This window comes from Aequorivita marisscotiae (assembly GCF_029814825.1).
Taxonomy (GTDB): domain Bacteria; phylum Bacteroidota; class Bacteroidia; order Flavobacteriales; family Flavobacteriaceae; genus Aequorivita; species Aequorivita marisscotiae.
The window spans coordinates 3,211,643-3,224,681 of sequence record NZ_CP122379.1 but is presented as its reverse complement, the minus strand read 5'-3'; the positions used below and the strand labels follow the sequence as shown (position 1 = coordinate 3,224,681).

The 13,039-nt window shown below is 35.9% G+C and carries 13 protein-coding genes and 1 tRNA gene; 10 read left to right on the top strand and 4 right to left on the bottom strand.

Annotated features, from left to right (window positions below):
- Window positions 1–18 precede the first annotated feature (18 nt).
- From QCQ61_RS14385 to QCQ61_RS14360, 6 genes are all read left to right on the top strand, one after another.
- A complete protein-coding gene (locus QCQ61_RS14385) occupies window positions 19–231 on the top strand; it encodes a heavy-metal-associated domain-containing protein (RefSeq protein ID WP_279448346.1) in 213 nt (70 codons plus the stop codon).
- A 15-nt stretch (window positions 232–246) separates the two neighbouring features.
- Complete coding sequence (locus tag QCQ61_RS14380; protein WP_279448345.1) at window positions 247–1,020, top strand: M90 family metallopeptidase; 774 nt, start codon at window positions 247–249, stop codon at window positions 1,018–1,020.
- A gap of 580 nt (window positions 1,021–1,600) precedes the next feature.
- Window positions 1,601–2,437, top strand: coding sequence for a DUF4365 domain-containing protein (locus tag QCQ61_RS14375; protein ID WP_279448344.1), 837 nt, complete (start codon window positions 1,601–1,603; stop codon window positions 2,435–2,437).
- A gap of 124 nt (window positions 2,438–2,561) precedes the next feature.
- Window positions 2,562–3,941: an RNA-binding domain-containing protein gene (locus tag QCQ61_RS14370; protein ID WP_279448343.1), complete on the top strand. Its 1,380-nt coding sequence runs from the start codon at window positions 2,562–2,564 to the stop codon at window positions 3,939–3,941.
- A 72-nt stretch (window positions 3,942–4,013) separates the two neighbouring features.
- Complete coding sequence (locus QCQ61_RS14365; RefSeq protein WP_279448342.1) at window positions 4,014–5,474, top strand: hypothetical protein; 1,461 nt, start codon at window positions 4,014–4,016, stop codon at window positions 5,472–5,474.
- Window positions 5,475–5,509: 35 nt separating this feature from the next.
- Window positions 5,510–5,770, top strand: a complete 261-nt coding sequence (locus QCQ61_RS14360; protein ID WP_279448341.1) for a hypothetical protein — start codon at window positions 5,510–5,512, stop codon at window positions 5,768–5,770.
- A 132-nt stretch (window positions 5,771–5,902) separates the two neighbouring features.
- Here QCQ61_RS14360 and istB read toward each other — a convergent pair whose 3' ends face one another.
- The 4 genes from istB to QCQ61_RS14340 form a co-directional block, all read right to left on the bottom strand.
- Entirely contained in the window at window positions 5,903–6,634 is a 732-nt protein-coding gene (gene istB / locus QCQ61_RS14355) for an IS21-like element helper ATPase IstB (RefSeq protein ID WP_279448340.1), read from the bottom strand.
- A gap of 17 nt (window positions 6,635–6,651) precedes the next feature.
- Window positions 6,652–8,196, bottom strand: a complete 1,545-nt coding sequence (istA, locus tag QCQ61_RS14350; RefSeq protein WP_279448339.1) for an IS21 family transposase — start codon at window positions 8,194–8,196, stop codon at window positions 6,652–6,654.
- A gap of 50 nt (window positions 8,197–8,246) precedes the next feature.
- On the bottom strand, window positions 8,247–8,474 hold the full coding sequence (locus QCQ61_RS14345; protein WP_279448338.1) for an Arm DNA-binding domain-containing protein: 228 nt from the start codon (window positions 8,472–8,474) through the stop codon (window positions 8,247–8,249).
- A gap of 238 nt (window positions 8,475–8,712) precedes the next feature.
- Window positions 8,713–8,797: transfer RNA gene (locus QCQ61_RS14340), tRNA-Ser, on the bottom strand.
- A gap of 187 nt (window positions 8,798–8,984) precedes the next feature.
- Here QCQ61_RS14340 and QCQ61_RS14335 point away from each other — a divergent pair.
- The 4 genes from QCQ61_RS14335 (at window position 8,985) to QCQ61_RS14320 (ending at window position 12,977) form a co-directional block, all read left to right on the top strand.
- Window positions 8,985–9,623: an NAD(P)H-dependent oxidoreductase gene (locus QCQ61_RS14335; protein ID WP_279448337.1), complete on the top strand. Its 639-nt coding sequence runs from the start codon at window positions 8,985–8,987 to the stop codon at window positions 9,621–9,623.
- Between the two features lie 94 nt (window positions 9,624–9,717).
- Window positions 9,718–10,911 carry a DegT/DnrJ/EryC1/StrS family aminotransferase gene (locus QCQ61_RS14330; protein WP_279448336.1) on the top strand — a complete coding sequence of 398 codons (1,194 nt, stop codon included), beginning with the start codon at window positions 9,718–9,720 and terminating at the stop codon, window positions 10,909–10,911.
- A 349-nt stretch (window positions 10,912–11,260) separates the two neighbouring features.
- The gene (locus QCQ61_RS14325; protein WP_279448335.1) at window positions 11,261–12,163 is read left to right on the top strand and encodes a DUF4412 domain-containing protein; all 903 of its coding nucleotides are present in this window, start codon (window positions 11,261–11,263) and stop codon (window positions 12,161–12,163) included.
- Between the two features lie 22 nt (window positions 12,164–12,185).
- On the top strand, window positions 12,186–12,977 hold the full coding sequence (locus QCQ61_RS14320) for a hypothetical protein (protein ID WP_279448334.1): 792 nt from the start codon (window positions 12,186–12,188) through the stop codon (window positions 12,975–12,977).
- The last annotated feature ends 62 nt before the right edge of the window (window positions 12,978–13,039 follow it).

Genomic DNA, 13,039 nt, shown 5'->3' with positions numbered 1-13,039 from the left:
ATTATAAATTCAAATACAATGAAAACTTTAAAATTTAAAACAAATATCAATTGTGGTGGTTGCGTATCAAAAGTAACGCCTTTTTTAAACAAACAAGAAGGTGTAGAAAGTTGGGAAGTGGATACCGCTAATCCTGATAAAATCCTAACCATTGAAAGTGATGGTGTAACCGAAGAAGATGTAAAGGCTACCTTGCAAAAAGTTGGCTTTAAAGCTGAATCTGTAGATTAATACTTTCCTTTTAATATGGCTTATATTTTAATTTCAGTTGTGGTTATTCTCTTTGCTGTTCATTTTTACAGAAAAGCGAAACGCCATAGTGTAAAGTCATTTCCAGAGGATTGGCACAGATTATTGATGGATAATGTTCTGTTTTATAGAAATCTCTCTAAAAATAAGCAGCTTATTTTTCAACAAAAAATGATGCAATTTTTAAGTGAGGTTTATATAGATGGTGTGCAGTTTGAATTGGAAGAATTGGACAAGATTTTAATTGCGGCAAGCGCAGTAATCCCTGTTTTTGGTTTTAAAGAATGGCATTACACCAATTTAAGCGGTATCCTTTTGTATCCAGATAATTTTAATGAGGATATGCAATTTAGTAGTAAAGATAACTCAAGAAATATTGGTGGAATAGTTGGGAATGGACGTTTTGAGAAGCAAATGATTTTATCTAAAAAAGCATTGTACCACGGTTTTCAAAACACAACCGATAAAAGTAATACTGGCATACACGAATTTGTTCATCTTATTGATAAAATAGATGACCAGACAGACGGCGTGCCAGAGCGATTATTAGAACATAAATATGCTATACCTTGGCTTAACTTAATCCATAGAGAAATGGAATCGATAAATGATAATCATTCCGATATCAGAAAACATGGAGGTACCAATCAAGCTGAATTCTTTGCCGTTGCATCAGAGTATTTCTTTGAACGTCCGGACTTGCTTAAAAAGAAGCATCCTGACCTATATAAAATGTTGGTTAAATGCTTCAATCAAAAGCCAATTAGTTGAAATATGGTAGGTCTTTCAACCAATGTTATATGTCGTAATAAGAAACAACCTAGTTACACTCTTATAACATCGTAAACCTACTACTGATTTTCAAGGCTTTTATGTAATTGATGATAAGCAAAACAGCAAACCGCCAATTTATCGTCCACCCAACAATTAATTCAATTCTTACCTCTCATCCCTCGACTCCCGAGGCCCACCATCTTTAGGTTAATCGTTTAAGCGCACCTGTCTTTATGATAGGGATTCTACTATACATTAAGATTAAACCTAAAATTTTAAACAATGAATAAATTCATCGTGTCCGCTATTTGCGGATGTCTGTTCTTTGTTAATGGTTTCTCACAGGATAAAAACATAGATTTGGTTTTCGGAGAAAGATTTAGAAATAATATTAAAAAGACATATTCTAAATAAATAAGCATTTAGATTTATTTTTGTACACTGCTTCCAAAATAATTACGATTTTGCACTTCAATATGGAAACCGAAGTTTTCACGGAATAAGAATAAATAGGAAAATATGCAACTACCACAACGAGTACCGCAGCACATTTCTGAATCTGCGTCATTTAAAATATTTGCAAATCACATTCCAGATAATTGGATTGTCCGTCACAGAAAGAGATTATGGGATTGATTGTTATGTGGAATTGGTAAATGAAAAAAATCGACTGACAGGGGATTTAGCATCCATACAACTCAAATCTAAAGATACTATAGATTGGAATTTAGATAATACACTAACCATATCCAATATAAAAATATCAACGAGTAATTATTGGTATCGCTTTCCAGTACCAGTATTTCTATGTGTGACGGACAACCAAAAAAAGGAAATGTATTTCGTTTCAGTGAAAAATTTCATAAAAAAGAATTTTTTAACTTTTGCAAAGCAAAAAACCTTCAATTATTCCATATCAAAAGATATGGACTTTTTTGACAAAAAATCGGGACCATCACTTTTTAGATTGAGATATGCTTTTCAAGATTCAAGAAATCTCTTTGAAAATGAAATGAAAACATTCTTATCAACCTTGGAACGTTATCACAATTTCCAAGATGAACATAGTTACAGGGATTATCATTTGCCCATAGAATCTGTGGATTTAATCTTTTTTGAAGCGATGTATCGAAATTACTTTTTTATTGCTGATTATTTATTAATTGAGCATCCAATTCTGTCTTTAAGAGAGTTGAAATTAAAAAGCAAACAGGTTTTTAAAGATGACTATTACGAACTCTATGAACACGATTTAGCTCAAGTAGTAGAAGATTTTAGAAATTTATCCTTAAAAATAATCAAGGGTCTTAAACAAAAAGTTGAAGCTGAAAAAGAGTATTGGATTACCATCGATTTAAACCTATTTAATTACGTTACTAATATAAAAGATAACGGCGAGCTGCCACACTATTGATTTTTTAATTAGAGTATCTGGTAATTTAAATTAACCTTGAAATACTGTACTAAAGAAAATTAAAAATAAATAACCAAAACAATTTCAATAGCTTTGTGAATCATCCATAGTTATCACAATAGTTATGTTAAGCACCGCTGAAATAAAATCCTTGATTGCATCTGGAGAGGGCTATAATGTGGAATTCAAGAGAAATATTCCAAACAAGGTCAAAGAGGTCACAGAAGAAATCTGTGCCTTTGCCAATGCAGCAGGAGGCACTATTTTATTAGGTGTGGATGACAATAATGTTATTCAAGGAATTACTTTCAATAATGCAAAGCACTCTGCACTTCAAAATTCAATAAACGAAATAACACCTGCATTACATTGTGAAATCTATCCGTTAGAGGTTGATGGTAAAGAGTTGGTGCTAATTGAAGTGCCTTCGGGCGAAAGCAAACCTTATGTACTTTCGGGTGCTATTTATGTACGCCAAGGCCCTAATTCCCAAAAACTAACAACGGTTGAGGAAATGAGGGATTTTTTTCAACAGGCCGATAAAATATATTTCGATGAAGCACCCTGTAAAACCATTGATATAGTACAAGATATTCCTGATGCCAATATTATTCAGTTTAGGGATTTGGCAGGTTTAAATTCCACGATTTCCAATGAGCAGGTTTTTCAAAATCTTAAACTGATTACAAAAGAAGGTTATCTTAAAAATGGTGCCGCTTTGTTTTTCGCAAAAAACCCCGAAACGTTTTTTGAAAAAGCAGTAATTCGTTGTATTGCCTTGGATGGTATTGACAAAAGATACATTGTTGATGATAAGACAATGGCAGGAACGCTATATCAACAATTCCTTCAAGCGATGGCTTGGCTTAAAACAAAGCTTAATGTTCGATATGATATTGAGGGTGTAGGTTCACAGCCACGTAAGGAACTCTGGGAAATTCCCGAAACAGTGTTTAAGGAAGCAATCATCAATGCGCTGGCACATAGAGATTATTATGATAAAGGTGCGCGTATTTCCATTGAAGTTTTTACTGATAGAGTTGAAGTTTCAAATCCTGGCGGACTTGTTAGTGGCATTCCTAAAAATGAATTTGGAAAAAGAAGTTTAAGTAGAAATCCTTTGATATTTGGTCTATTTGAAAGAATTAGAATGGTAGAACAAGTAGGTTCTGGTATCAGTAGAATGAGGGATTTAATGGTAGAAGAAGATTTAACGCCACCTGAATTTAATACTGAAGGTATATTTACTGTTACATTTAGAAGACCTTTTGATTTTGATAAGTGGGTAGATAAGTGGGTAGATAATCTTACTGATAATAGAGTTGGAATTATTAGAGCTATTCATAAAGATAATAAAGTTTCTAAAAGAGAACTTGAAGATATAATAGGCTTAAGTCCTACTGCCATTGATAATAATATTGATGCTCTAAAAGATATTGGTCTTATTGAAAGAATGGGTGGAGCAAAAGGTGGCCATTGGAAAATTAATTACATACTTCCTTAAGTGGGTAGAAAAGGTGGGTAGAAAATCTATTGTTAAATTAAAAGTTAGAAATGAAGGTATGTTTTATAGAATATGGGTGTAACAATTAAAATGCCATTAACTTTCGAGGTCTGCTTTCCTGAAGAAGAACAAAAATCCATAGACCATTATTTGAAGGATTTAGGCAAGGATATGCGATTGTTAATGGGTTCTTTTCTATTGGGAATTAAAAATAGCGGTTCTAAATTTTCTGGTCTTACAGGCTTTTTGCCAGAATATTTTTCAGAAGCCAATTTTCAATTTGCAGATAGTGTTTATAAACGGATGGTAATTTTTGCAAGGGAAAATGATTTCGATATAGAAAGTTTTGAAGTCCTATATCCAATGAGTAGTCTTACCTATTTTGAGTACGTTTACGATAATCCAGCCGAATTTGATAATAAGGAATATAGCAGAGAGGAATTTTTAGATATTGAAATCAATTTTTTCAAGGCCTACACTGTTTTCAATCAAAAAACAATTACGGAACGAGGTAAGGATTTAGCACAAAATTTTAAGGAATATGATATTAATGGCAATCTCACGAATTTTTTCATAGGAAATAATCTGCACAGTTTCGATATTACAGACTACCAAATAAATAAGGTGTTTTACTGTCAATTTTTGAAAGCCTACAGTTTCTTTGAGTTTTTAGAATCATTTCAAGGTAGCGAGCATCTAATCAAGGCATTTTATAATTATTATGATGTCCCAAATTTCAAGAAGTATCTTCATAAATTATTGTGTATTGTTTTTCCCGTGCTAACCGCAAAAAGAGAGGCTCAAACTGAAATACATCTGGAGGCTGACAAGCAGGAAGAACTCTCATTGTTTATTGAGAAACATATAAAACTGGATGATGAAAGGTTAACCGATTTTGATTTTACCAAAACTCGAAGTTATCCGCTCTATAAAATAGATGAAGGAAAATATAGAATTATCTATCCATTATTTGTTGTAGAAATGATTTACAAAGGCTTGTATTTTCGTTTTAAGGACATCAATGCCACGCTTCCGGAAAACCAACAGTTAAAAAACCTTTATGGCATTAAAAATTTGGAATTTTCTGAACAATATTTATTGAATCAAACACTGAAGAAGATATTTGGTAATAGATTTATACAAAAGTCCGGTAAGGAATTGGATGCAGAATTTGAAGGAGCACCGGATTATTATGTGCGCAATGGCAAAAGAATATTTGTGTTTGAATCAAAAGATGTTCTTTTAGGAAAGGAAATAAAGCAATCTACCAATTATAATGAAGTATTGGAAAAGCTTAAAATTACCTTTGTAGAAAATGAAAAAGGCAAGTCAAAAGCAGTGTTACAACTTAAAGACACCATAAGAGAGATATTGACCCAATCACTTTCATTTGATAAAAACGCACCCTCTGAAAAAGCACATATATATCCAATATTAATTGTCCATTACAGAATGTTCAATACGCCAGGAATGAATAAGCTAATTGATGGATGGTTTAAAAATGCACTCACAATTTTAATGAAGAGGGTTTGAATGTAGAAAATGTAAGAAGTCTTATCATTATAGATATGGACACTCTAATTTATAACAGTCACTTTTTTGAAACCCGTAAACTTTCTTTTGAAGATTGTCTGTTGGAATACCATTCCAAGTATTTGAATATAAATTTGAAAAACCACCGCTTCAAAAACCAACAACAAGTTGACGATATTATCAGTGAGAGCTATGCCTCTTTCGCCCATTACCTCGATAACAAAATTGACGACAAATATAGAAGGCCAAAACCAACAGAATTATTGGAGAAAATGATAAGTGTAGTCACAAAATAAAATTCTCATTATGAATTATGAATACCGTATTTGTTGCTTTATTGGATAGGGCGGACAAAGTGAGCCACTTGCGGCGGATGAAAGTGAGCATAGCAAAGTAAGTGCTCAAAATCGATTCATTTGTGGTTAAATTTAATATTTATTTTTCATTTTTTTGCGCATCGATTCCCCTTTGATATCTATTCTGTGCGCATTATGTACAAGACGGTCCAAAATGGCATCTGCAATGGTCTGTTCCCCTATGATTTCATGCCAGGCTTCCACTGGTAATTGGGAGGCTATAATTATACTGTGCTCACCATGTCGGTCCTCAATGATTTCCATAAAGGAATGTCTGTTCAGGGCATCCAGGGCATTAAGGCCAAAGTCATCCAAAATGAGGAGATCCTGTTTTTCCAGTTTATTGATCTGCTTTAAATAAGACCCATCTGCTTTTGATGTCTTGAGCATGGTAAAGAGTTTGTTGGTATTGTAGTACATAACCTTAAATCCCAATGAACAGGCCTGGTGCCCAATGGCCGATGCCATATAACTTTTTCCGGCACCGGTACTTCCCGTAATAAGTATGTTCTGTTTTTGCCGTATAAAATCACAGCTCGCAAAGCGCTGTATCTGGTTTTTGTCCAGTGCTCTCGAGGCATCAAAATCTATGGCCTCCATTACCGCACTGTACCTAAAGCGTGCGGCCTTTGTCATCCGCTCTATTTTTCGGTTTTGGCGGTCATCCCATTCACTTTGGATGAGATATGCTACGAGTTCATCTCGGGTATAGGTTATACTCTGTGGCGAAAGACTGCTGTCAAAGGCCCTGTGCATACCGTATAGCCTTAACTGTTTCATGTGTTCCAATGTCTGTGTGTTCATAGTTTTTTGGTTTTAATTTATTTATAATAATGGCTCCCCCTGATGTTATAATGGTGCGGGATATTGGTCTGTTCCTCGGTGCCCTCATCTAGGGTGTCCCATCCATTTTTAAGGATACGCTCTATGATGTTATAATTGTACGCGCCATAATCCAGGGCGCGCTTACAGGCATTGTCCAGCCGGGTATTGCCTACCTTTTTGGTGAGGTGCAATATGCCCAGGCACGATTTATAGGATTGCTCGGGATGTTGTTTCTTTTCCAGTATATGGATGATCAGCGACTTGCAGTGGACACCTATCTGCGACGCCCAGGCAATGAACTTTTCACTGCTCCACTCGCTGATAAAGCGATGATGGGAAGGCATGTGTTCCTTTATTGTGCTATATCCATATTTCTGTCTCGCCCTTGGATGGACCGTAAGCAGTTCGTGCTGGCAGTAGATCTCTATTTCGCTATCTGAGTAGACCACTTTTACGCGCTTGCCTATATGCTGATAGGGCAGGCTATAATAGTGCTTGTCCTTGCTAAAATAAATATGGCTGTTTTTATGGACCGTCGCATTGGCGTAGCGTTTGATCTCATAGCGCTGGGCGGGCAAGGGCCTGAGCTGGTGCTTTTCAATCTCTTCGAATAACGAATGGCGGGAATATTCACGTCCCCTAAAAGATGTACTGTTATGGATTTTTAGAAGCTCCAGTATGGCCTTGTTCAGGGCGGCCTTGGTATGGAAGGTCTGGTTACGCAATGGCGCAAAGACACGGGTGTATATTATGCGCACTGCGTTCTCAACGATGGCCTTGTCCCTGGGCCTGTAGGCCCTGGTGGGAAGTACCGCCGTTTCATAGTGCTCGGCAAAATCTACAAAGGTCTCGTTTACCTTAGGCTCATAACGGCTGCTCTTGGTGACTGCGGCCCTTAGGTTATCGGGCACCAGGGCCTGTGGTACGCCGCCATAGAACCAGAGAGCGTTTTCCACACAGCCTATGAAGTCCTCTTTCTTTTGGCTCTCACAGGCCTCAACATACGTGTATTGGCTACTGCCCAGTACGCAGACAAAGACCTCCAGTTCCTGTATCTCCCCCGTATAGCGATCTACAATGGAAAGCTTCTTGCCCGTAAAATCAATGAAAAGTTTATCGCCGGCCTTATGTGTGAAGTGCATGACCGGGGATACTTCCTTTACCCATTCCCTGTACCAATACCTGAACTGGGAAAGCCTGTAGCCATCTGGGTGCTTGGCAAAGTACTCTTGCCAGAGCAGTTCCTTGGTCACGCCCGTTTTGCGCAGTTCCTTGTCAAAGGAGGGAAAGTACTTCTCTAGGGTCAAGAGCTGTTGGCTCTTGCCCTTTTGGTCGGTCTTAAGGAGCCTGTTCAGTTCCTCGAGTGTCATCGCGGACACTTCATAGCTTGTCAGATGGTACCGATTAAAGAAATCGATATATTTAGTGATGGTATTGCGTGATAATCCTAGCTGAAGGCTTATTTTACGCTTACTGACGCCCTCACTGTAAAGTTTGAAAACCTGTTTTATTTTTCGCATATCTATTTGCTTGTTGGCCATAATATCTTTTTTTAAAAAGATATTTAAAGCGTTACAAATAGAATCGATTTTTAGTGGTTCACTTTCACCCGCTCCAGGTGGTTCACTTTCACCCGCCGCGCTATGCTCACATTAATCCGCTGTGGGTGGTATACTATGCCCGTTTTTTGCACTTTACGTTTTATACTAAACTCACTTCTCTTACCATTAACAGTAATTCGTGCGTAAATAGGGGCGTTTCCATTTCTATCAATATCATTTCCTCTTGGGTAAAATAGGATGGAAAATGTAGTTTGCATCGGTGCGTACTTTTTGTTATCCTTAAAGATACAAAAAATAATTATTTAAAATCGATATAAAAGCCTATATAGCAACATTTAACAAATAATTCGGTGCGTATATTCGACTAAAAATTTCCGCACCGAATCCCGCACTCTTTATTTAATATTATATGATTTTGTTTGATATTGAAGAAAATGTAAAAACCCGATAAACATAGTGTTTATCGGGTTTTTGGGAGATTTGATAATCTCTAAGCGGAGAAAGAGGGATTCGAACCCCCGGAGGTGTGACCCTCAACAGTTTTCAAGACTGCCGCATTCGACCACTCTGCCATTTCTCCTTGAGTGCCTCATAAAGCTATTTGCCTTAATGCGGGTGCAAATATAAAAAGCTTTTTTAAATATTCTAACTCTTTTTGCAATTATATTTTTATAAAATTATAAGTAATTAAAATGAGGAACATTACTAAAAAATATGCAGTAATACTTTTATCAGTATTTTTGTATTTCTCTAATTTATTCAAATAAATGTCTTCAAATATAATTGATAATTTACATTGGCGATACGCAACAAAAAAATTCGATCCATCAAAAATGCTTTCGGATGAAAAGTTGAAAATCCTAAAGCAAACCTTCAATTTAACAGCCACGTCTTTTGGGTTGCAGCCGTTAAAACTAATCGTGGTTTCCAACCCTAAATTAAAGGAGCAATTAATGCCTCTTTCCTATCACCAATCGCAAGTTCGGGACGCTTCCCACGTTTTAATACTTTGTATTGAAAAAAGCATTGATGAAAACTTTATTGTAGATCATTTTAAGCGGGTGGAAGGGTTGCGAAAAACGCCACGTACCATTTTAGAACCCTTTGAAAAGGATCTTATCGAGTCTTTCACCGAAAAAAATAGTGCCGAGATAAAAGATTGGATGATAAACCAACTCTACCTAACCTTGGGTGCTTTATTAACGGTTTGCGCCGTAGAAAAAATTGATGCCTGCCCGATGGAAGGTTTTCAATCTGAAAAATACGACGCACTCCTCGGTCTAGATAAAAAAGGTTTGGAGTCTGTAATTGTACTTCCGGTTGGCTATCGAGACGAATCAGATTTCTTTATTAACCTTAAAAAAGTACGTCGCGGGGTAGATGAACTTACAATTGTGATAGATTAATTTATTATAAAAATTTATCAGTTTTTTAATCTACACCCTTATCTTTGAAGGATACCTATAAATTAAAAATTACATTAACCTTAATATTTAAAAAATGCCCGGATTTGAAATTTTCGGCGCCGAAGAGCGCAAACAAGTAAACGACGTTTTAGAATCAGGAGTTTTAATGCGCTATGGTTTTGATGGAATGCGCAACAATCATTGGAAAGCACTGGAATTTGAAACAGCTTTTGCAAAACGAATGGACGCAAAATATTGCCAATTGGTTTCTAGCGGCACTGCAGCGCTAACCGTAGCTTTAGCTTCTGCTGGCATTGGTGCAGGCGATGAGGTAATTATGCCAACTTTTACGTTTGTTGCTAGTTTTGAGTCTATTTTGGCCTTGGGAGCCGTACCTATTTTGGTTGATATTGATGATACTTTAACAGTAGATCCAAAAGCAGTGGAAGCTGCAATTACACCCAAAACCAAATGTGTAATGCCCGTACATATGTGCGGCTCTATGGCAGATTTAAGAGCGTTAAAAGCCATCTGCAAAGAACACAATCTTATTCTGTTAGAAGACGCATGCCAAGCTATTGGTGGCACCTACGAAGGCAAAGCTTTAGGAAGTTATGGCGATTTAGGGTGTTTTTCATTCGATTATGTAAAAACTATTACCTGTGGCGAAGGGGGAGCTGTTTTAACCAATAATAAAAAATATGCCCTCCATGCAGATCACTATCAGGATCACGGTCACGACCACATAGGTAACGATCGCGGTGCCGAATCACATCCTTTTTTAGGGTATAATTTTAGAATTTCAGAATTAAATGCTGCCGTTGGTTTGGCACAGCTAGATAAATTAGACGGTATTTTAAAAATTCAGAAAGATAATTATACCATTCTTCGTAATGCTTTGGAAACAGTACAGGGAGTAACCTTTAGAAAAGTTCCCGAAGGTGGTGAAGAAAATTATTCGTTTTTAAGTTTTTATCTCCCTACAGAAGAACTTACCCAAAAAGCGCACAAAGCATTAATTGATGCTGGAGTAGATGCTTGTTTTTATTGGTACACAAACAACTGGCATTACATAAATGGTTGGGAACACCTTCGCAATTTAAAATCACTCGGCAATCTTCCTGCCGAAGTAAAAAACCAGATGCAAGATTTAAACAACACAGATTTTTCTAAAAGTGATGCTATAATGAGTAGAACTATTTCTTCATTAATAAAAATAGGATGGAAAGAAAAGCAGGTTCACGAGCGGGCAGAGGCGTTAAAAAAAGCAATTGCATCGGTATTGTAATGCTTTTATAAATTATGTTTTCATAGGTTGAACTAGATTTTTAACCAATTTAATTCAAAAACTCAGTACATTTTTCGGCTGGGTTTTTTTATACTTTTATTCTTCAAAATAGCTTCGAAATAAATTGTAGGATCTCCGACAATAAATTTATAATTCATAAAAACTTGCTATCAAACCCTTACTATATACTTATTAATTAAACTATTAAGGGAGGTAGAATTAAAGAGATTTTTCTATATTTAATTTTATTTAGTATTTTAACGATGGTTATAAAATACCTTTTGATTTAAAGTCGAAAAAAATTGATTAACGTAAAAACTTTTATAAAAACATAAATCATTAAAAAATTATGAAGACTAAACATTTACTTATTTTATTGGCTATCTTTTTTTTAGGTACAACTGCACAGGCTCAATTTCTAAAAAAACTTAAGAAAACAGCAGAAAATGCGGTGGAGAGAACTGTTTTAAACAAAACAGACCGCGAAGTATCAAAATCTACAGATAAAACCATCGACGGTGTAATACAGGGCGGAGATGAAAAAAAATCGAACGATGAAGAGGCTAACTCCGACGAACTTACCGAAGAGGAAAAAGCAAAGGTAGAACAACGAGCAATGAACATTTTTGGCGGTGGCATGGAGGGGATCCCAGATGCTTATACGTTTCAATATATGATTGATATGAAGATTACTTCTAATAAGGATCAGTCAACTTTAAAATATTATGTACAACCAAATGCGGGCTATTTTGGAAATGCTATGCCAGAAGAAAAAAATAAAAACGTTATAGTGTATGATTTAGAAAATCAAGCCATGGTAATGTTTATGGATAATGACGGACAAAAAACCGCGATGAAAATGCGTATGCCTTTAGGCGAAAAAATGCAGGAAATGATTGAAAAGGGGCAGAGCGGTGAAGAAAATAATGTAGATAATATAAACATTACCCCAATTGCCGGAAAAACAATTTTAGGCTACAAGTGCAAAGGTTATTTGGTAAAACAGGAGGAAGGCACTAGTAAAATTTACATTACTAATGAAGCACCCGTTAGCTTTGTAGGCATGTTTGCAAGTATGGAAAAAATGCAAAAAGATAATAATGCACCCACTATTCCTTTTGATAAAAATTCTATGATGATGGAAGTGGAATATACTTCCAACAAGCGGAAGAGAGACAATATGCATATGATTTGTACTTCAATTAAAGAACAACCATTTACCATACGCAAAGCAGATTACAGCGGCATGTAAAACTTTTTAAAATATTTATTATTTGAAATCTCTATACGCAATAGTATGTTTAATGTGTTTTGCCCTACCCACAATATCGTACACCCAGATTAGCGTTAACGATCTTATTGAAGACGTTAAAAAAGAACGCGGCGATGCCACTGATAGTGGTAAAGATGCCGCCAATACCAAAGCCATGGAAGATTTTATAGGCGATATGGCAAAAACCGTAAATACTGTAACCAATTTGCCGCTAGAACAACGCTGTCTTGAATTAATGCATGTCTATCATAAAAAATTATTGGAAAGTACTGCTTTAATCGATAAAGCAGGTAGCAATTGTTTGAGAAAAAAGGATGCCTTAGAACTGCACTCGTTGGCCGTTCTTTCGGCTGGAACACAAATCTACTGTCCCGATGAATTCAATAGTGATAAAATAGAGTATGCGATTCTAATTTTATATGAATTAGTAAAGGAACATTGCTTTAATACGGAGAATGAGAGAGTTATCGCCTTTTTCCAAGACTTAGAATATTTATCTGAAAAGGTGGGTAATCCTTATGGTGAAGCATCATTTATACCCCATTTTATAAAAAATGGTTGCCATGCGCTCCAAAATGGTTCAAATCCATCAGATTTGAATAATTTCGATTATTCTGATTTAGATGATTTTATGAAGAAAGTTCATGAGAGCACCGACAGCGATTGGGAAAAAACGAAGTTATCATCTTATATTACGTTCATAGACTATATAAATTATTTTCATTCTCCAGACTTTATGTTAACGCGAGCAGATGAAATTGAGGGAGAACTAAAAGCGCTGCCCTGCAGATAATTCCTGCAGATAAGTAAAGTGTATAATTTGGAACTTCCTCTATATTCGCGTCTGAGAACAAA

Bases quoted from the DNA above. Each gene is read 5' to 3' on its own strand.
- QCQ61_RS14385 (WP_279448346.1), top strand. From the start codon at position 19: ATGAAAACTTTAAAATTTAAAACAAATATCAATTGTGGTGGTTGCGTA.
- QCQ61_RS14380 (WP_279448345.1), top strand. From the start codon at position 247: ATGGCTTATATTTTAATTTCAGTTGTGGTTATTCTCTTTGCTGTTCAT.
- QCQ61_RS14370 (WP_279448343.1), top strand. From the start codon at position 2,562: ATGTTAAGCACCGCTGAAATAAAATCCTTGATTGCATCTGGAGAGGGC.
- QCQ61_RS14365 (WP_279448342.1), top strand. From the start codon at position 4,014: ATGGGTGTAACAATTAAAATGCCATTAACTTTCGAGGTCTGCTTTCCT.
- QCQ61_RS14360 (WP_279448341.1), top strand. From the start codon at position 5,510: ATGGACACTCTAATTTATAACAGTCACTTTTTTGAAACCCGTAAACTT.
- istB (WP_279448340.1), bottom strand. From the start codon at position 6,634: ATGAACACACAGACATTGGAACACATGAAACAGTTAAGGCTATACGGT.
- istA (WP_279448339.1), bottom strand. From the start codon at position 8,196: ATGGCCAACAAGCAAATAGATATGCGAAAAATAAAACAGGTTTTCAAA.
- QCQ61_RS14345 (WP_279448338.1), bottom strand. From the start codon at position 8,474: ATGCAAACTACATTTTCCATCCTATTTTACCCAAGAGGAAATGATATT.
- QCQ61_RS14335 (WP_279448337.1), top strand. From the start codon at position 8,985: ATGTCTTCAAATATAATTGATAATTTACATTGGCGATACGCAACAAAA.
- QCQ61_RS14330 (WP_279448336.1), top strand. From the start codon at position 9,718: ATGCCCGGATTTGAAATTTTCGGCGCCGAAGAGCGCAAACAAGTAAAC.
- QCQ61_RS14325 (WP_279448335.1), top strand. From the start codon at position 11,261: ATGAAGACTAAACATTTACTTATTTTATTGGCTATCTTTTTTTTAGGT.